Genomic DNA, 17883 nt, shown 5'->3' on the forward strand with positions numbered 1-17883 from the left:
GTTCCCGGGGAGTCGCCACTCGTTCGGGCCCACAATTTGCGCTCGGGAACCACGGGCGTCAACCGGCACGTCTGGGTCCCGTACGGGGCAATCAGGCGAGGTCGGAGGGCGGGCGGGCGTGGAGACGGTTTCGTTGCAGGAGCTGTGGGACCGCGTGGTCGGCACGCAACCCGACCCGCCGCGCTGGCTCATCGCCGTCACGGGCGTCGCCGCGATCCTCTGCGTCCTGTACCGCCCGATCTGGCGCCCGCTGCGCACCGTCGTGACGATCGCCCACGAGGGCGGGCACGCCCTGGCCGCGCTGCTCACCGGTCGGCGCCTGACCGGCATACGCCTGCACTCCGACACGTCCGGGGTGACCGTGTCGGTGGGCAAGCCGACCGGATTCGGCATGGTGATCACGGCGTTCGCCGGGTACGTCACGCCGTCGCTGCTCGGTGCCGGAGGCGCGGCCCTCCTCGCGTCCGGGCACATCACCATGACGTTGTGGATCACGCTGCTGTGGCTCGCGCTGATGCTGCTGATGATCCGCAACCTGTACGGCGCCTTCGCGCTGATCCTCGTCGGCGGCGTGGTCTTCGCCGTGTCGTGGCTCGCCAAGCCGGACGTGCAGGCCGGATTCGCCTACCTGCTGGTGTGGTTCCTGCTCGCGTCCGGGATCCGCCCGGTCATCGAACTCCAGCAGATGCGCCGCCGCGGACAGGCCCAATGGTCGGACGCCGACCAGCTCGCGACACTCACCAAGATCCCCGGCGCGGCGTGGGTCGGCCTGTTCGCGCTGGTGTCGGTGACGGCGTTCGGGACCGCGGCCGGGTGGTTGCTGGCCACCTGACGCCGCCCGCGGCAGGGCGCACTACGCGGGCGGCACCCACGTCAGCGTGAGCGACCCGCCGACCGGCAGCGCGTGCCAGCGGTCGGCGTGGTCGTCGCACCGCGCCACGATCCGCTCGACCACCGCCGGAACGCCCTTCGCCGTCACATACGCGGGCAACTCCCGCACGTGGCCGCGCCGCAGCTCCCACAGCGGGACGGCGAGACCGACCAACTCCTCGGAGCGGACCATGTCGGCCCGCACCTCGGGGGACGACTTCGCGTCCTTCGCCCTGCGGCGCCGGGCGGCCTTCGCGCGCTCCACCGGGTCGGCGGGCCAGAACAGGCCGTTGTCACCCGCGGCCAACCGCCCGTAGACGCCCGACTTGATGCGCGCCTCCGTCTCGACGAGGAAATGCACCAAGTCGTGCGGGAGATACTGGTGCCCGCCCGGCCCGTTGCGCGGCGCGAGCGCGGCACCGGTTTCCCGGTGCACGGCGACGGCGTAGCTCGTCCCGGTCCCCTTGGTGAAAACCACACGCATGCCCCGCACGGTAGGTGGCGGCACGACCACCCGCACCCGGTTTTCCCGCGCGACGACCGCGATCGCCCGGCGGCGGGCCGCCGGGCACCACGCGGCGGCGACCGGCGCGCCCTTCCCGTCAGGCCACCGGCGTCTCGTCGATGCGGGCCAGAATGTCGTCGTAGATCTTGCGCAGGCCGGACGGGGCGAAGGTCTTCTCGAAGAACCCGCCGATGCCGCCCGCCCCCTCCCAGCGGGTGTTGACGTTGACCCGGCTGCGTCCGGCGCCCGACGGCTCGACCGTCCAGGTGTGGACCAGGCTGGAGTTGCGGTCGGTCTCCACTAGCGTGCGCTCCGCGGGCTGGGTCACCGCGAACAGGCAGTCGCGGGAGCGCTTTTTGGTCGGCTGGAACCGCCAGTGCACGAGCGTCCCCTCGCCCTTGCCGCCCTCGCGGACCTCGTACTCGGAGAAGTGCTCGGTCAGCAGCTTCGGGCGCGTCTCCGCGTAGTCGGCCAGCGCCGCGAACACGGCATCCGGCTCCCCCGCGACGTCGCGCGACGCATCCGCGTTGACCTGCCCCATGACCACTCCTCGATGTTCGGGTGTGACCGGGGCCGCTCCGCCCCGATCGGAGGCAACAGCAAACCACTTCGCCGCGCTCGGGGCCGAATCCTGCGGGGGTGAAGAGGTTTCGCCGTTCGATGGATCGTCCGAACGCCGCGAGCCCCGGCCCCGACGACACCCCGGCCCGCACCCCCGTGTTTCGCGCATGTGTCGCGATGGCCCTCCAGGTTTCGATCCGGTGAGCCGGTTCGCACGCGGTGAGGAATCCGACACGGCAGGGCAACACCGAAGTAACACACCACCAGTTCGCGTAACGCGCACGTAACTTCCGGGTGCGCCGCAGGAAACCGGACGTCCCCACCCTGGGTGGGCCCCGCGCAGCCGCCGGGCGCACCGACGGACACGAAAAGGGGGGCAGATGTCCGCCGTCGCCGCGATATCGCCGCCACCACCGGCCGCGCCCACGCTCTTGGCCGCACCCTCGGAACTGAACGCCGGGGACACCGCGCTGCTGCTCGTCGCCACCGCGCTGGTGCTGCTGATGACACCGGGCCTCGCGCTGTTCTACGGCGGCATGGTCCGCGCCAAGAGCGTGCTGAACATGATCATGATGAGCTTCGCGGCGATCGCCGTCGTGTCGCTCGTGTGGTTCGCGTACGGCTGGTCCCTCGCGTTCGGCGACGACGCGGGCGGCGGTGTCATCGGCGGCCTCGGGCAGGTGTTCCTGCACGGCATGACGCCCGACTCGCTCACCGGCAGCGTGCCGCCGCTGGTCTTCATGGCGTTCCAACTGACGTTCGCGGTCATCACCGTGGCCCTCATCAGCGGCGCCATCGCGGACCGCGCGCGGTTCCGCGCGTGGCTGGTGTTCTGCGCGGCGTGGGTGACGCTCGTGTACGCGCCCGTCGCGCACTGGGTGTGGGGCCCGGACGGCTGGATCAAGGAGCAGCTGGGCGCGCTCGACTTCGCGGGCGGCCTCGTCGTCGAGATCAACTCCGGCGCCGCCGGCCTCGCCGTCGCCCTGGTGCTGGGCCCGCGCCTGGGCTTCAAACGCGACCCGATGCGCCCGCACAACCTGCCGCTCGTGATGCTCGGGGCGGGCCTGCTGTGGTTCGGGTGGTTCGGCTTCAACGCGGGCTCGGCGCTCGGCGCGAACGGCATCGCGGCGCAGTCCCTGGTCAACACACAGGCCGCGGCGTGCATGGCGCTGCTGGGCTGGCTGCTGGTGGAGAAGAAGCGCGACGGGCACGCGACCACGCTCGGCGCGGCCTCGGGTGCGGTGGCCGGTCTCGTCGCGATCACCCCGTCGTGCGGCGTGGTCGACCTGCCGGGCGCGCTGGTGATCGGCTTGTGCGCGGGCGTGCTGTGCTCGTACGCGGTCGGCTGGAAGCACCGGTTCGGGTACGACGACTCACTCGACGTGGTCGGCGTGCACTTCGTCGGCGGCGTGGTCGGGACGGTCCTGATCGGCGTGTTCGCGTGGGACGGCGTGACCGGCGGCCCGCGCGGCCTCGTGCACGGCGGCGGCCCCGGGCTGCTGGGCAAGCAGGTCGTGGCGGTCGTGGTGTGTGCGCTGTTCTCCTTCACCGCGACGTTCCTGATCGCCAAGGCCATCGACCGGACGATGGGCTTCCGGGCGCCGGCCGACGACGAGCAGGCCGGCCTGGACCTGGCCGTCCACGCGGAGACCGCCTACGACCTCGGATCGGTTGGGGCGGCGGCGCAGCCCCGTACGGCGGTGGGGCAATATACCGACGCGGCACCGACGCGCGCCCACCCCCGGACCCAGCCACGAGAAGAGCCATGCGACTCATCACCGCGGTCATCAAACCCCACCGACTCGACGACGTGAAGAGCGCGTTGCGGACCTTCGGCGTGCACGGGCTGACCGTCACCGAGGCCAGCGGCTTCGGCCGGCAGCGCGGGCACACGGAGGTGTACCGGGGCGCGGAGTACCGCGTCGACCTGGTGCCGAAGATCCGCCTGGAGGTCGTCGTGGACGACGACGACGCGGCCGACGTGATGCACATAATCACGCAGGCCGCCCGTACCGGGAAGATCGGCGACGGCAAGGTGTGGAGCGTCCCCGTCGAGACGGTCATCCGCGTGCGCACCGGGGAGCGCGGTCCGGACGCCATCTGAGCGGCGGCACGGCCGACGCGCGCGCCGACCGCACCCGCACGTCGCGGACCGCCGGTGTATGGCTCCCCGATACGAGCGCGTCGACGGCGGGGCACCGCGAACTCGCCCCGTGGGGCCGCGTCTTGCGCTCTCACAGCCCCGGCACCCTGTCCGGCCACCGCGCTTCCGGGCTTCCGGTTCGCGCTCGGCGTAGTCGCGCGGCGCGCTCCGGAGCGGTCCGATGGGAGAAAGTGTGGTGCCGCCGGACGGCGGCACGCGAGGTGAGTCGAGGAGCGGCGGAGCATGGCGGTCGAGGACGCGCTGGTGAAGACGGGCAAACCCTGGAGACGCGGGGCGCTGGTCCGCGACCCCGGCGAAGGGCACCGGGCGGCGACGCCGTTGGAGCTGTTCTTCGACCTGTGCTTCGTGGTCGCGGTCTCGCAGCTGACGGCGGCCCTCGAACACGACTACGCGCTCGGCCACATCGCGGACGGCGTCATCGGCTTCCTCATGCTGATGTTCGCCATCTGGTGGGCCTGGATGGGGTTTGTCTGGTTCGCCACCGCACACGACAGCGACGACGTGCCGTACCGGCTGCTGACGCTGCTACAGATCGCCGGGGTGCTGATCCTCGCGTCGGGCGTCGGGAAGGCGTTCGACGGCGAGACCTACCGCGTCGTCGTCGCCGGGTACGTCGTCATGCGCGTCGCGTTGATCACGCAGTGGATGCGCGTGGCCCGGCAGCAGCCGAGCGTACGCGGGCGCGCGCTGCGCTACGGCCTCGGCATGGCCGTCGTGCAGGTCTTGTGGGTGCTGAGTGTGATCCCCGACTCGGAGACGTTCTTCAAGGCCGTGTTCGTCCCGCTGATACTGGCCGAGATCGCGGTGCCGATCATCGCGGAGCGCTCCGACTCCCCCGGCCAGTGGCACATCGGGCACGTATCCGAGCGGTACGGCCTGCTCACGCTCATCATTCTCGGCGAGTCGGTGTTGGCGGCGACCGTCGCGGTGAAGGACGCGACCGAGTTCGGCGTCACGGCGTCGATCGTGACGGTCGCGGCGGGCGGGCTGCTGATCGCGTTCGCGTGCTGGTGGCTCTACTTCGACACCCTGGGGGCGGACTCCCCGGACACGTCGGTGCGCACCTTCGTCTGGGGCTACGGCCACTACGTCGTCTTCGGGGCGCTCGCGGCGGTCGGCGGCGGCCTGGCCACCGCGGCGGCCCAGGTCGCGGGGCACGGCGGCGAGCACGCGATCGCGGAACGCACGGCCGCGCTCGCGGTCACGGTCCCGCTGGCGCTGTTCCTCGTCGCCGTCGCGGCGATGTCGGTCCGCCCGAACGACCCGTGCGGGCCGGACCGCCTGCGCAAGTGGACGGCGGCCGGCGTGGTCGTGGTGCTGGCCGGGGTGTTCCTGCCGCCCGCACCCGCGACGGCGGTGGCCGGCGTGGTCGTCTCCCTGCTGGTGGCGATCGAGGTCGTCACGGCCCACCGGCGCTACGTGAGTTCGGGCGGCGGTCCCGCGATCGCGTCCTGACGCGGCCTACAACTGCTCCGCGAGGTCGCTGTCGGCCGCGACGTCCTTGAGGCAGCGCACCAGGAGCCGTACGCCCTCGTGCTCGCGGTCCGCCCGCCAGAACGCCGTCACCGGCACATCGGGCGCCCCCGTCAGCGCGACCTGCACGACACCGCGCACCGGGCGCTGGCGGGCCCAGCCGCGCGGTGAGATGCCGACGCCCTGGCGGTCCACCACGCGCGCGATGACGTCGTCGACGCTGCCGTACGCCTCGACGATGTCCTCCCCGCCGGCGTGCCGCAGCGCGTCGGTGATGCGCGCGTACAGCCTCGGGTGCGGGCCGCGCGGCCACACGACGACCGTTTCGCCGCGGACCAGTTCGGCGAGGTCGAGGGACGCGCGCCCGGCCAGGGGGTGGCCGGCGGGCAGCAGGGCGACGAACGCGAACGTGCCCACGCGCGCGGAGCCGAACCCGGGCCCGAGGTCGGGCAGCCAGCCGATGCCGGCGTCGAGCACGCCCTCGCGCACGTCGGCGACCTGACGGGCCGTCGCCTCACTGGTCCACTGCACGCGCAGGTCCGGGTGCCGGATATGCAGCGCGGAGATCGCCGCCGACACCAGCGACGGCCCGAGGCCCGACGTGTAGCCGACCCGGACCTGCCCGGCCTCACGGGCGACACGGCGGCGTACGTCCGCACACGCGTCGTCCAGCGTGCGCAGCGCGTCGTCGACCCGGCGGCGGAAGATCTCGCCCATGGGGGTCAGGCGGACCGGCAGCGAACTGCGGTCGACGAGGCGCGCGCCCAACCGCTGTTCGACGCGGCGCACGGCCTTGGACACCATCGGCTGCGTCAGATAGAGGCGCGCGGCGGCACGTCCGAAATGGCGCTCCTCGGCGACGGCGAGGAAGCACCGGAGATCGCGGAGTTCCACGGGGTCAGGGTAGGGCGGTGACCGCGGGTTTATGTTGTGCGGCTGCGTGGGTGGCGTCTCGGGCGGCACGCGTCGGCGAGTTATGCCCCTCGCGCATGACGTCAGGCCGAACCGGGGGCTTGGACGTCCCGGACTCCGCCGGTTTCCTTGACGTATCGGAACCGGACCAGGGAGCCCGACCATGCCCGACGCAGCCCCCCGCGAAGCCGCCACCCCGTCCCCCCTCGACATCCCCCGCATCATCTCCGTCGACGATCACGTCGTCGAACCCCCCGACCTGTGGCAGAGCCGCCTCCCCGCCCGGTTCCGGGACCGCGGGCCGCGCGTCGTGCGGGAGAAGGCCCGGTTCAGCTTCGTCGGCGGGGTGTTCTCGTACGAGAAGGGCGTCGACGACGGCGAGTGGTGCGACTGGTGGGTGTACGACGACCTCGTCTACCCGTTCCCGAAGCTGTCCGCCGCGGTCGGGTTCGACACGCTCGACGTCACGCCGGTGACCTTCGACGACATCCGGCCCGGCGCGTGGATCCAGTCCGAGCGCCTGAAGGACATGACGGCCAACCACACCGACGCGTCGATCTGCTTCCCCAACATCCTGCCGCGCTTCTGCGGCCAGGCGTTCCACGAGCGCGAGGACAAGGAACTCGCGCTGCTGTGCGTGCGCGCGTACAACGACTGGATCATCGACGAGTGGTGCGCGGGCGACGGCAAGGGCCGGCTGCTGCCGATGACGCTGATCCCGCTGTGGGACCCGCGGGCCGCCGCGCGCGAGGTGGAACGCTGCGCGGCGAAGGGCTCGTTCGCGGTGGCGTTCTCGGAGAACCCGGTGCCGCTCGGGCTGCCGTCGGTGCACGACAAGGACCGTTTCTGGGACCCGTTCTTCCGCGCCTGTGAGGAGACCGACACGATCGTGTGCATGCACATCGGGTCGTCGTCGAAGATGCCGTCGACGTCGCCCGACTCGCCGTTCATCGTGTCGTCGACGCTGACGTTCCAGAACGCGATGGGGTCGCTCGTCGACTACATCTTCTCCGGCGTGCTGGACCGCTTCCCGCGGATGAGGATCGCGTACGCCGAGGGCCAGGTCGGCTGGATGCCGTACGTGCTGGAGCGGGCCGACAAGCTGTGGGCCGAGCGCGCCGACAACGACTTCGGGTCGTCGCTCGCGCACAAGCCGTCGTCGTATCTCAAGGACCGCATCTACGGCTGCATCTTCGACGACGAGATCGGTCTGCGGAACCGCGACGTGATCGGGATCGACCAGATCTGCTTCGAGGTCGACTACCCGCACGCGGACTCGACGTTCCCGCACACCCGCAAGGTCGCGTACGACATCGCGACGCAGGCCGGCCTGAGCCAGGACGAGGCGTACAAGCTCTTCCGCGGCAACGCGATCAAGGCGTTCGGGTTGGAGCGCTTCGGGATCACCGCCTAGCGGCCATCGGAAAACATGCTTTTCATCCCTTTATGGTGCTGTGGCACGCCACACGGGCGGCCGAATCGGACCGCGATCTTCGGGCGATCCCCAACCTGCCTGGACCCGACCGCGGCCGGTCCGGTTATCGTGGCGCTTGTTGATTGAGCGTCAGCTAAGGGCGCCGCTCCGCGAGGGCGCACCTTTCCAGGGCTGGAGGACTGCATGGGTATCTGCGACGGCCGCGTAGTCGTGATCACGGGTGCGGGCGGCGGCATCGGGCGTTCCCACGCTCTCGCCTTCGCCGCCGAGGGCGCGAAGGTCGTGGTGAACGACATCGGCGTGGCCCGCGACGGCACCGGCTCGTCGGCCGGACCGGCGCAGGCCGTCGTCGACGAGATCAAGGCCGCGGGCGGCGAGGCGGTCGCGCACACCGACGACATCTCGTCGTGGGACGGTGCCGAATCGCTGATCAAGCTCGCGATCGACACCTTCGGACGCGTCGACGTCCTGGTCAACAACGCGGGCATCCTGCGCGACCGCATGCTGACCAACATGTCCGAGGCCGAGTGGGACGCGGTCATCAAGGTGCACCTCAAGGGCACCTTCGGCCCGGCGCACTTCGCCGCCGCGCACTGGCGCAACCTCGCCAAGGCCGGCGAGACGGTCGACGCGCGCATCATCAACACGTCGTCGCCGTCCGGCATCTTCGGCAACATCGGCCAGGGCAACTACGGCGCCGCGAAGGCCGGCATCGCGGCGTTCACCGTGATCGCGTCCCAGGAACTGGGCCGCTACGGCGTCACCGTCAACGCCATCGCGCCCACCGCGGCCACCCGCATGACCGAGGACCTGACGCACCTCGTCGGCACCGCCGAGGACGCCGCGCGCCTCGCCCCCGAGCACATCTCGCCGCTCGTGGTCTGGCTCGGCTCGTCCGCGTCGTCGGGCGTCACCGGCCGCGTCTTCTCCGTCACCGGCACCAAGATCAGCGTCGCGGAGGGCTGGGTCAACGGCCCGACCGTCGACAAGAACGAGCGCTGGACCCCCTCCGAGCTCGGCGACGTCATCCCGGACCTGGTCACCAAGGCCGCGCCGAACGCCGACATGACAGGCACCCGGCCGACGCAGGACTGACGTTCTCGCGAGGCTCCACCGAAGGGTCCGCGGTTCCCGCCGCGACGACGGGAACCGCGGACCCTTCGGGTTGCGCGGTGTCAGGCCCCGGAGGCGTCCCGCACCGGGCCCGTCAGGTCTCGTCCCCGTCGGACCGGGCGCCGCCGAGCGCCGACCCGTCGACGAAGTGCCCGGGGAGGTAGCCGGATACGACCTCGATGGGGAACCCGGCGTCGTGCGCAAGGCACGCGACCGCGAGCGGCCCGAGGGCGAGCAGCCCGCCCACCGACTTCGCGCGGTCCTCGTCGGCCGTCCAGTACGTCCGGTGCGCCCGCAGCGCGTCCGCCAGCGCCTGGTTGAAGCCGTCGTGGTCGCCGCGTACCAGCGGCTCGACCATGGCGATCGGCGGGCGGAGGACTCCCGCCAGCAGCTCCCCGTCCGTGCCCTTCGCCGCGTCCGGGGACGACGCGTCCACCGCGATCGCCAACTCCTCGTGCAGCTCCGGGCGTTCGAGCGTGTACGCCTGGAGGGCCGCGACCCAGTGGTAGGCGTACTCGTCGTACCGCAGCGGCGTGCCGCGCAGGACGCTCATCGGGACGTCCGCCAAGGCGGTCATGCGGGCCCGCGCACGGCAGACCGCGGTGAGCCAGAACGCCGTGAGCCAGTTGCCCGGGTCCGCGTTGTGGCGCGGGCCCGCCGCGGGAACCGTGTGCGTGGCATGCCCGATCCGCCATTCCACGGTGCCGCCGGGCGGGGTGGTCGCCGCCGCGAAGAGGGCCGTCGCCAGGTCCATCGCGGTGACCACGTCCTCCCGCTCGCCCGGATCCGAGCCCGTCGGATCGGCCAGCAGGCGCGCTTGCAGGCACTGCAGCGCGGTGCCGACCGTGCTGCTGAGCCGCCGCGACGACTTCTCCAGCGAACGGATGCCGCCGGCCACCCCCTCCTCGAGGGCGCGGATGAACGCGTCGTCGGCGGGCGCGACGCCCCGGTGCCGGGGAACCTCGACAGCCGTCATGACGCCCCGTCGCTGATGTCGAACCTCTGCATGGTGTAGCCGCCGTACGTGTCGCCCTGCGGATTGCCGTGGACCTCGATGTAGTCCAGTTTGTCGTGGGTGAGCGCGTCCAACAACGCGTTCACGAGACCGACCTCGCCTCGGTCGCGCATCTTGGTGAGGATGTCGTCGAAGTACTCCCACGTGCCCTGCGAGGCCCGCGGGCCGTTCGCGGTGTTGCGGGCGCCGAGAGCGGTGTCGAGCGAACTCTTCGCCTCGATCACCACATAGCGCCCGTCCGGTCCCTTCCAGACCTGGTCGAACTGGTCGTTGCCGTTGGCCGGCCCGAGCAACGTCTCCTTGCTGTAGCCCGCGTAGTGCTCCGGGACCACCTGGAGTTCGGCCACCAGCTCGCCGAAGTCCTCGCTCGCGCTGCCCATTTCGGTGTGCTTCGGCTTGTAGTCGGCCTCGGCGGCGTCGAGAGCGACGCGGTTGGCCTCGCTCGGGTCCTCGGCGTACGCCTGCTTCGCCGCGGTGAGCGCCTCGCCCGCCAGGATGTCGGCGTCGATCGCGTTCCGGCGCCGCAGCGCCGCGGCGTCCAGGACGTCGAGCGACCGCGCGGTCTCCCGGCCGCCCCGCGTGATCGGCTCGTCCACGTACTTCGGCGGAAGCGGCGGCGGGACCCGGGACGTCGGGATCCACTGGTTGGCGTCGTAGTCCCACGTGATCGGCGGCATGTCGACCACGCCCGACTGGCGGTAGCCGTTCTTGCGGTACGCCTGCTTGAAGTACTCCGGGTCGGTGTTGATCCGGTACATCTCGTAGTCGACCCAGGCCTCGTACTCCTCCTTCGACGCCCCCGGCGGAGGACTCGCGACCGGGCTGGGCGCGGCCGAGCCCCCGCCTTCGCCCCGCCCCGACGGCTCGGGCGCGTCCGGGAGTCCGCCCTGGCCCGGGGGCGGCGGCGGAGACAGCGGCGGCGCGTTGCCGCCGCCCGCCTGCTGCGGGAGGGACCGGAGAAGTTCCTCGATGCGCCGCTGGAGCTCCTGCTTCATCGCCTCGACGTCGGCGTCGGCCATCGCGCGGGCAGTGACGCTGACCTGGGCGGCGTAGATGTGGGGCGGGGGTTGCCGGCCCGAGGAGGCCATCGCGCGGTCGTTCGCCTGCGCGCGCGAGTACGCGGCGGTCCAGGCCGGGCTGACGTTGACGCAGCTCATCGTGCCGGGGCCGTTGACCGGCAGCGGCCCGGTCGCGGAACAGCCGCCGACGGCCGCGCCGTCGAAGGTCATGGTGACCGTCATGTCGGCCGTGACCTGCGGGTTGGTGACGTACTTGCCCTGGAACCTGCCGGTCACCGTCGCGGTGACCGTACACGCCCCGGGACCGCAGCCGCTGAACGACGCCTGGCCCTGCGCGGTGTACGAAATGCTCGGGTCGATGGCGTTCGCGAGTTCGGCGACCTTGCCTTCCAACTCGCGGCCCAGTGCCCGGGTCTGCTCGGCCTGAAGGGGCGTCAGGGACATGCAGGAGCACTGCTGTCCGGACGCGGCGGGAGGCGGGGGCGCGGGAGCGGGCGGGGGTGGAGCGGGGGCGTTGGGGGCGGCTTGGGGGGTGTCGGCGACGGGAGCGGCCGGGTGGGCGGGCAGGCCGTGGGCGGGCAGGCCCTGGGCCGGTTTGCCGCGCGCGGTGGGGAACGCGGTCGGGAAGTCGGTGGGGAACCCGCCCGGCAGACCGGTCAGGAGACCGGTCGGGAACCCCGTGGGCAATCCGGTGGGAAGGTTCGTGGGGAGGTCGGTGGGGAGGTCCGTGGGCAGTTGCGTGGGCAGTTCCGTGGGGAGTTCCGTGGGGAGCCCCGACGGAACGGACGGCGGTCGTCCCGTCGCGACGCCGGGGAGCGAGGACGTCGTCCGCAGCACGCGGTACGGCTCCTTCGCGGAGACGTACACCTGCCCCCACGCCGTGTCCGCGACGAACGCCTCGACGCCGTCGACGGGTTCCGGCGCGTCCCGCAACGCGCTGTCCGGTGCGATGGCCAGTTGCGCCCGGAGCATGTCGGACATCGCCCGGGGCCGGTAACTGTTCGTCGCGACACCGGTGATGACCGAGTCGGACACCATCCACCGGTCGTACGGCACGTGTTCGCGGACCGCCGAGCCCATGTCGCCCGACGGGAGGTTCAGCGCGTCCACGTGCACGCGCGTATAGGTGTGGTCGCCGATGGTCATCATGTCCACCGGCATGCTGCCGGTGGTCACCGTGCCGAAAGCGTCACCGGTCGCCGCGACCCGCATGTCGATCCGCGCACCGGCGAAGTCGCCCCGCGTGTGCAGCGCGGGCGCGGCGGCGAGGTTGTCCATCGCGGCGTCGAACGCGTCGCGCCGCTTGTCCCCACCGTCGTCCCCGCGGACGAAAACAACAACGAGCCCCGCGATGAGCCCCAGCACGACAACCACCGCGACCCACGGCCAGGCGCGCCTCCAGCCCCGACGGCCCGGGCGGACCGGGGGCCCGGGCGGGGGCGGCGGATACGCGGGCCCGGGCGGGGGCAGAGGCGCGGAGCCGGGCGGCGATGCCGGCCGAGGTGGGGGCGCGGACGGCGGCGCCGGTGGCGGTGGCGGCGTCGACGGAACGGAGTCGGTCGGCCGGCTGTCGCTGTCGTCCACGAAATCCCCCGCAGGACCCGGAAGTTCAAACAGGCCCGCACGTTACCGACGATGATCCGGACGCACTAGCCACACCGAGCGAGATACCGGTTCCGCGCCAGAGACGAGGGAAGTCCCTTGAGCAACAAGCGATTTGGACAGCACACCACACCCCGCCGAGGTGCCTGTCCGCCCTGCCTTCGACGCGGACAGGCACCTCGCGAACCGTCGGAGGGTCGCGGCTCGCGCTCCTCCTTCCGTCGGATCGCGACGCGAACGGGCTTCCGTGTCAGGCCGGTTTGCGTGCCTCGATGAGGAAGCGCGTCGTCCACGCGACGAACGGGCCCTGGGTCGTGATGTGGTCGTGGAGGTCTCGGAGCCGGTCGCGGTAGCGGGTGACGGTGAAGTCCGGGACCATCCAGACGACCTTGCGCAGGAAGTAGACGACCGCGCCGATGTCGCGGAACTCGGTGCGCAACTTCTCGAATCGCAGATCGACCACGTCCAGACCCGCCGCCATGGCCTGCCCGCGCGCGGCGTCCGGGTGCCGGCCGCGGCGTACCTCCTCCGGCTGCGGGCCGAGGAAGTACTCGACGAGTTCGAACACACTGGCCGGGCCCACTTGTTGGGAGAAGTACGTACCGCCGGGGCGCAGCACGCGGGCGATCTCGTCCCACCAGACGGTCACCGGGTGCCGGCTCACCACGAGGTCGAACGCCTCGTCCGCGAACGGCAGCGGGGGTCGGTCGTCATCGGCGACGACGACCACGCCGAGCGGGTGCAGCAGGCGCGTGGCCGTGGCGATGTTGGGCGGCCAGCCCTCGGTCGCCACCACGAGGGGAGGCAACGTCGGTACGCCCGCGAGGACTTCGCCTCCACCCGTCTGGATGTCGAGCGCGGCGGAGGCGCGGGCCATGCGCTCGCCCATGAGGCGCTGGTACCCCCACGACGGCCGCCGCTCGGTGGCTCGTCCGTCCAGCCAGGAGAAGTCCCAGCCGGCTACGGAGACTTCGTCCGCCTCCGCGACCAACCTGTCGAATTCGTCCGCCATGGCCTGATCCTCGCAGACCGGCCTGCCGCGGGTCGCCGGGATTATCTCGGGGTCGGGGGCCTCACACCGGCTCGGGGAGCGGACCCAGGTGCGCCGCGACCCGCGCGCGCAGGCGCTCGTACTCCTCCCGGCGACGCATCCGCGGCCCGGACGGCCTCGCGACCACCCGTGCCGCGTCGACGGTCTCGCCGTGCCCGAACTGCTCGCGTGTCAGGTCGAGTTCGACGCCGTTGGCCAGGCGGTTCCACCAGTGGTGGCCGTGCCGCACCCCGTCGCGGTAGACCTCCCCCACCACGAGGTCCCCGCCGAAGAGGTCGTGGACGAGCAGCGCGGTGATGTCGCAGTGCCCGCGTGCGGGATTGTCCACCCGCCAGTCGGCCACGTCGTCGGGCGAGCACGTGTCGACCGCCCAACTGACGCGCAGGGCATGGTCGAGGTCCAGCAGACTCCATGGTGGCATCGCGTCATCGTGACAGCCGCCACCGACATCGACGCTCGTCGTGGGTGCGGGAAGCCCGCGGTGCCGAGGGCGGTCACCGCGCGGTCGGCACACTCCCGCCGCGAACCGCCGGGCCCGCCACGCGCGCGGGCCCGGCGGGGCCGCGACCTAGGGTTTGCCCTTCGTCGGGTAGGTCGCCGTGACTTCGACCTCGACGAGCCATCCGGTCACCGCGAGCGACACGACCTCCATCGTCGCCCGCGCCGGACGGGCGTTGTTGGCGAGGATCGGGGCCTTCGCGGGTGACGTGCCCATCGGGACCGGGACCGGTGTCCTCGTGGTCAGGTCGATGTTCGCGAAGAACTGCCGGTACGCGCGGTTCCAGCCCGCGTAGTCGGCCGTCGCCGCGCCCGGCGGCTTCACGAGGTAGCACTTCATGGTGATGACGTCGGCCGGGGTCAGCCCGGCCGCGGTGAGGTTGTCCTGGATGGCCTTCAGCACGAGGAGCGCCTGGGCCTCCGTGACGGTCACGCCCTGTGCGCCCGCGGTCATCGCGGGGTCGGTGTACTTCTCGGGGGTCCCGGCCGGCGCGTCCGGGTTGAGGGCGGCGGGGCCGAGCCCGCTGCTCGTGTAGATCGCCACCTCCGCCCCCGTGCCGACGCCCTGCGCGATGTTGGGGTTGCTCTGTCCGGCGGGGAGCATGACCCGGACCTCTTTGGCGCCGATGCGCTTGTTCTTCGCGTCCGCGACCGCGACCCCGGCGGCACCGGCACCCGCGAGCGCGATCGCCGTCCCCAACGCGACCCAGCGTTGCGCGCGCCGTGACGTGCCCGTGCGGCCCGGCTCGCTTGCCGCGGTCGTGCCCGTCCCGGCTCCGTCGGCCGTCTGCGGCGTCGCCACCGTGTCCTCGCCCCCGCTCATGCCATCACTCGCTGGTGGATTTCCGTCACGACCTTGCGCGCCGACGTGAACGCCCCGTGCTGCCAGGCGATCGTGTGGCTCAGCCAGTCGCCGGCGAAGTAGACGGCGCCCTGCGGCCGGTTGAGCAGCGCGTACTCCGGGCCGTCCTGGTTCGGCCAGCCGACCCACGCGCCCTCGAAGCCCGGGGTGCGCGTCCACGCGACGCTGAAGGACGAGGTCAACTCGCTCCGGTAGCGCTCGCCGAAGATCCGCACGCCCTGCTCGACGGCGCGCCGGGCCCGCGCGTCGGGGGCGAGCTTCGCGTACGCCTCGGAGTTGGAACCGGTGTTGTAGTAGCCGATCACGACGCCGGTCCGGCTCTGGTAGCCGGTGGACGGGAACCACATGTTGGCGAGGTCGGTGTCCGTCGGCACCACGCCGCCGTACATGTGGTCGTCCGTCTCCCACCAGCGCCGCTTGTACTCCAGCCCGATCTTGCCCGCCGACACCGGCACCGGGGTCTTGAGCGCCGTGGTCACCGGGTCGCCCAGGTTGTGGCGCAGCCGCGCCGCGATGTGCGGCGGGGTGGCGACGACGCAGAAGTCGGCGCGCTCGACGCGCTCGCGGCCGTTCTTGTCCTTCCACGAGACCTCGACGCCGCCGGGGACGTTCGCGACGCCGGTCGCCCAGGCGTTGTAGGTGATCCGGCCGCGCCCGATCGCGCGTTCCAGCGCCTTGGGGATCGCGTCCATGCCGCCGACCGGCTGGAACATCATCATCGCCTGGTCGTACCCGAGTTCGAACGAGAACCGCTGGCCCACACCGCTGGCCAGCACGTCGGACATCGACGGGACCGGCCCGAGGACCGTCCCCTTCTCATGCCCGGCGCCCGGCTCGACGGAATAGCCGCGGCGCCCGGAACCGGTGTACGCGAACCCGTCGGCCTTGCCCTTGATGGCCCCGAAGCTCTGCAGGAACGCGATGAGGCGGTCTTTGTCGTCCTTGGTGAGCGCGGCGTCCAAGGCACCCTGGTCGGTGGCCTTCGCGAGCAATTCGGATATGTAGCCGTACACGTCGGCTTTCGCGGTACGCCAGCGCATCGGCGTCCCCGCGAGTGCGGCGGAATTCCCGTGGTAGATATACGCGTCGGCGTTGGCGTTGACGAATGCCTCCAGCTCGACGCCGAGTTCGCGGCAGTAGTCGAGGGTGACGTGTGACTGGGGCAACCGGCCGGGTCCGCAGTTCATGTACTGCCCGGACGAGAACCGCGCGCGTTGTGTCGAGCCGTCCAGATCCGTTTCCGTCGTCCCTCCGCGAGCGGTCCAATTGCGGCCTCCCGGGCGGTCCTTGGCGTCGAGGACGCGGCAGTCGTAGCCGGCCTTGCCCAGCTCGTACGCGGTGGCCAGGCCGGCGATTCCGGCGCCCAGGACCAGCACCTTTTTGCCGCCGCGCCCGGTCAGGTGGAAGTCCGACGCCGACGGCGCGCGATATGGCGCGGCCTCGGCGACGGGTACGGGGGCGAGGCCCATCGCCCCCATGGTCGAGTAGAGGACACCCGCTCCGCCGGCGGCTCCCACGGCACGCAAAAAGCCGCGGCGGGACGTTTCTGCTTCCATTCACCCTCCCTGTGCGTGGCCCGCGGCCCGGGGAAAGCCGCGGGGTCGACCGAATTGCCTGTCGTGGGGTGCGGGCAGCACCGACGAAGCCCTGGGGGCGGGCCGTCAGACGATTGCGGCGATCGCGAGGATCTTTGGCGAGGTACGTTGCCGCCGCATGGCGGAAACGTTTCCGGGCGGTTGTCAATAACTCATGGCGGAACGGGCGATCGCCCGCCCCCGGAAGGGACGAATCACGCACTTCACCGGGCGCCGCGAAATCCCGTGGCAGCCAAGGGAATCGGTTCGGCGCGGCGTCTTTCCCCGGAACGCGCGAAACTCCGAAGGCCGAGGAGCCGCGAACCGACGTGGCGCGTAGGGACGTTGAATACCGCCGGCAGCAACATCCCGGCCATGGACCGGGGTTCACCCGTCCGACCCCTTGCCGGGTCGCGGCGGCCGACCATGCCCGCACCGACGACGCGGAGGTCCGGCGTCCACCCGCCCAGCCCCCTGCCGGGCGGCGGCGGATGGCTCCGCACAACACCCGAGCGGCGGTCGGCGCGCAGGCGCCGAACCACCGCGCCCGCACTCCCCCGCGCGCCCGCTCCCCCTCTCCCTCGTTCCTCGACCGGCTATGGTGTCCGTTCGGCCTCGGCCCCGGCGCGCGCCGCCGGGCCCGGCGAGGATCCCGACCCCGTTCGGGGCACCGCCCCGGAGAGGGGGACGTCTTGACCCGGCGACGCCCGCCGCGCTCCCCCGGCCCCCTCGGCCTCCGCGACGCCTCCGGGCTCCTCGCGACCCTGCTCGCGGCGGTGCTCCTCGCTCTCGTCGGCCCCTCGTCCCCGGCCTCCCCGGCCTCCGACACCCCCGGACCGACGACCGCCATCGCCGCCCTCACCCCTGACGCCCAAGACGCCCGGGACCAACCACACCCCCGCGCGCAGGCCACGCCGCCCGGCGCGGACGCCGCGGAAGCCGCAGAAGCCCCGGACGAGGCCGTCCACACGCTGCCGGTCCGGGCACCGCTGCACACCCACGGCGGCGAGCCGTACCCCACCGCGCTGCCGTGGCCGGTGACCGCGGACCCCTGGTACGTCCTCGCCGCGGGCGGCCCGCCGGGCTTCCGCGCCCCGGACCGCGTGGCCGAACCACTCGTCCGCACCGCCCCGCGCGCCGATCGCGCCCCTCCCGCCCCCGCAGGCATCTGACCTCACCGCGCCGCCCCGACCGGGAGCCGCGCGGTCCTCCCCCTTTTTCTTCCTCCC

At 72.1% G+C, this 17883-nt stretch carries 16 protein-coding genes; 7 read left to right on the forward strand and 9 right to left on the reverse strand.

All coding sequences use genetic code 11. The features are described 5' to 3' along the window. The first annotated feature begins 118 nt into the window (after positions 1–118). Positions 119–832, forward strand: coding sequence for a M50 family metallopeptidase (locus LO772_RS06445; protein WP_231777405.1), 714 nt, complete (start codon positions 119–121; stop codon positions 830–832). A 21-nt stretch (positions 833–853) separates the two neighbouring features. On the opposite strand, the gene LO772_RS06450 is transcribed toward LO772_RS06445, so the two are convergent. Together LO772_RS06450 and LO772_RS06455 are read right to left on the reverse strand one after the other, a co-directional pair. After that, the gene (locus tag LO772_RS06450) at positions 854–1354 is read right to left on the reverse strand and encodes a hypothetical protein (RefSeq protein WP_231777406.1); all 501 of its coding nucleotides are present in this window, start codon (positions 1352–1354) and stop codon (positions 854–856) included. 118 nt (positions 1355–1472) lie between these two features. Next, the gene (locus LO772_RS06455; RefSeq protein ID WP_231777407.1) at positions 1473–1916 is read right to left on the reverse strand and encodes an SRPBCC family protein; all 444 of its coding nucleotides are present in this window, start codon (positions 1914–1916) and stop codon (positions 1473–1475) included. 400 nt (positions 1917–2316) lie between these two features. On the opposite strand from LO772_RS06455, the gene LO772_RS06460 reads away from it, so the two are divergent. The 3 genes from LO772_RS06460 to LO772_RS06470 all read left to right on the forward strand — a co-directional run bounded on the left by LO772_RS06460 (position 2317) and on the right by LO772_RS06470 (position 5555). Continuing rightward, the gene (locus tag LO772_RS06460; protein WP_269453165.1) at positions 2317–3750 is read left to right on the forward strand and encodes an ammonium transporter; all 1434 of its coding nucleotides are present in this window, start codon (positions 2317–2319) and stop codon (positions 3748–3750) included. After that, positions 3702–4040: a P-II family nitrogen regulator gene (locus LO772_RS06465; RefSeq protein ID WP_231777408.1), complete on the forward strand. Its 339-nt coding sequence runs from the start codon at positions 3702–3704 to the stop codon at positions 4038–4040. The genes LO772_RS06460 and LO772_RS06465 overlap by 49 nt, the downstream gene beginning before the upstream one ends. A 282-nt stretch (positions 4041–4322) precedes the next feature. Beyond that, entirely contained in the window at positions 4323–5555 is a 1233-nt protein-coding gene (locus tag LO772_RS06470) for a low temperature requirement protein A (protein WP_231777409.1), read from the forward strand. A gap of 6 nt (positions 5556–5561) precedes the next feature. Here the strand turns inward: LO772_RS06470 and LO772_RS06475 are convergent, their stop codons facing one another. Continuing rightward, the gene (locus LO772_RS06475; protein WP_231777410.1) at positions 5562–6467 is read right to left on the reverse strand and encodes a LysR family transcriptional regulator; all 906 of its coding nucleotides are present in this window, start codon (positions 6465–6467) and stop codon (positions 5562–5564) included. A gap of 181 nt (positions 6468–6648) precedes the next feature. Between LO772_RS06475 and LO772_RS06480 the strand changes: the two genes are divergently transcribed. Together LO772_RS06480 and LO772_RS06485 are read left to right on the forward strand one after the other, a co-directional pair. Beyond that, positions 6649–7899 (forward strand): amidohydrolase family protein, encoded by a 1251-nt coding sequence (locus LO772_RS06480; protein WP_231777411.1) that lies wholly within the window; start codon positions 6649–6651, stop codon positions 7897–7899. 204 nt (positions 7900–8103) lie between these two features. Next, positions 8104–9015, forward strand: coding sequence for an SDR family oxidoreductase (locus tag LO772_RS06485; protein WP_231777412.1), 912 nt, complete (start codon positions 8104–8106; stop codon positions 9013–9015). A 112-nt stretch (positions 9016–9127) separates the two neighbouring features. Here the strand turns inward: LO772_RS06485 and LO772_RS06490 are convergent, their stop codons facing one another. The 6 genes from LO772_RS06490 to LO772_RS06515 form a co-directional block, all read right to left on the reverse strand. Then, a complete protein-coding gene (locus LO772_RS06490) occupies positions 9128–10009 on the reverse strand; it encodes an immunity 49 family protein (RefSeq protein ID WP_231777413.1) in 882 nt (293 codons plus the stop codon). Continuing rightward, positions 10006–12432: a hypothetical protein gene (locus tag LO772_RS06495; RefSeq protein ID WP_231777414.1), complete on the reverse strand. Its 2427-nt coding sequence runs from the start codon at positions 12430–12432 to the stop codon at positions 10006–10008. Before LO772_RS06495 ends, LO772_RS06490 begins: the two co-directional genes overlap by 4 nt. 487 nt (positions 12433–12919) lie before the next feature. Next, positions 12920–13681, reverse strand: coding sequence for a class I SAM-dependent methyltransferase (locus tag LO772_RS06500; RefSeq protein ID WP_231777415.1), 762 nt, complete (start codon positions 13679–13681; stop codon positions 12920–12922). A gap of 61 nt (positions 13682–13742) precedes the next feature. After that, positions 13743–14141, reverse strand: a complete 399-nt coding sequence (locus LO772_RS06505) for a YunG family protein (protein ID WP_231777416.1) — start codon at positions 14139–14141, stop codon at positions 13743–13745. A 147-nt stretch (positions 14142–14288) separates the two neighbouring features. After that, entirely contained in the window at positions 14289–15041 is a 753-nt protein-coding gene (locus LO772_RS06510) for a Rid family hydrolase (protein ID WP_231777417.1), read from the reverse strand. Continuing rightward, the gene (locus LO772_RS06515) at positions 15038–16636 is read right to left on the reverse strand and encodes a flavin monoamine oxidase family protein (protein WP_231777418.1); all 1599 of its coding nucleotides are present in this window, start codon (positions 16634–16636) and stop codon (positions 15038–15040) included. Before LO772_RS06515 ends, LO772_RS06510 begins: the two co-directional genes overlap by 4 nt. A gap of 710 nt (positions 16637–17346) precedes the next feature. Between LO772_RS06515 and LO772_RS06520 the strand changes: the two genes are divergently transcribed. Next, positions 17347–17826, forward strand: coding sequence for a hypothetical protein (locus tag LO772_RS06520; RefSeq protein ID WP_231777419.1), 480 nt, complete (start codon positions 17347–17349; stop codon positions 17824–17826). The last annotated feature ends 57 nt before the right edge of the window (positions 17827–17883 follow it).

This window comes from Yinghuangia sp. ASG 101, assembly GCF_021165735.1.
GTDB lineage: Bacteria > Actinomycetota > Actinomycetes > Streptomycetales > Streptomycetaceae > Yinghuangia.

What these genes read in the sequence shown, in the direction of transcription:
- LO772_RS06450 (WP_231777406.1), bottom strand. Translation starts at nt 1,354, where the DNA reads ATGCGTGTGGTTTTCACCAAGGGGACCGGGACGAGCTACGCCGTCGCC.
- LO772_RS06455 (WP_231777407.1), bottom strand. Translation starts at nt 1,916, where the DNA reads ATGGGGCAGGTCAACGCGGATGCGTCGCGCGACGTCGCGGGGGAGCCG.
- LO772_RS06460 (WP_269453165.1), top strand. Translation starts at nt 2,317, where the DNA reads ATGTCCGCCGTCGCCGCGATATCGCCGCCACCACCGGCCGCGCCCACG.
- LO772_RS06465 (WP_231777408.1), top strand. Translation starts at nt 3,702, where the DNA reads ATGCGACTCATCACCGCGGTCATCAAACCCCACCGACTCGACGACGTG.
- LO772_RS06470 (WP_231777409.1), top strand. Translation starts at nt 4,323, where the DNA reads ATGGCGGTCGAGGACGCGCTGGTGAAGACGGGCAAACCCTGGAGACGC.
- LO772_RS06480 (WP_231777411.1), top strand. Translation starts at nt 6,649, where the DNA reads ATGCCCGACGCAGCCCCCCGCGAAGCCGCCACCCCGTCCCCCCTCGAC.
- LO772_RS06485 (WP_231777412.1), top strand. Translation starts at nt 8,104, where the DNA reads ATGGGTATCTGCGACGGCCGCGTAGTCGTGATCACGGGTGCGGGCGGC.
- LO772_RS06490 (WP_231777413.1), bottom strand. Translation starts at nt 10,009, where the DNA reads ATGACGGCTGTCGAGGTTCCCCGGCACCGGGGCGTCGCGCCCGCCGAC.
- LO772_RS06500 (WP_231777415.1), bottom strand. Translation starts at nt 13,681, where the DNA reads ATGGCGGACGAATTCGACAGGTTGGTCGCGGAGGCGGACGAAGTCTCC.
- LO772_RS06505 (WP_231777416.1), bottom strand. Translation starts at nt 14,141, where the DNA reads ATGCCACCATGGAGTCTGCTGGACCTCGACCATGCCCTGCGCGTCAGT.
- LO772_RS06510 (WP_231777417.1), bottom strand. Translation starts at nt 15,041, where the DNA reads ATGAGCGGGGGCGAGGACACGGTGGCGACGCCGCAGACGGCCGACGGA.
- LO772_RS06515 (WP_231777418.1), bottom strand. Translation starts at nt 16,636, where the DNA reads ATGGAAGCAGAAACGTCCCGCCGCGGCTTTTTGCGTGCCGTGGGAGCC.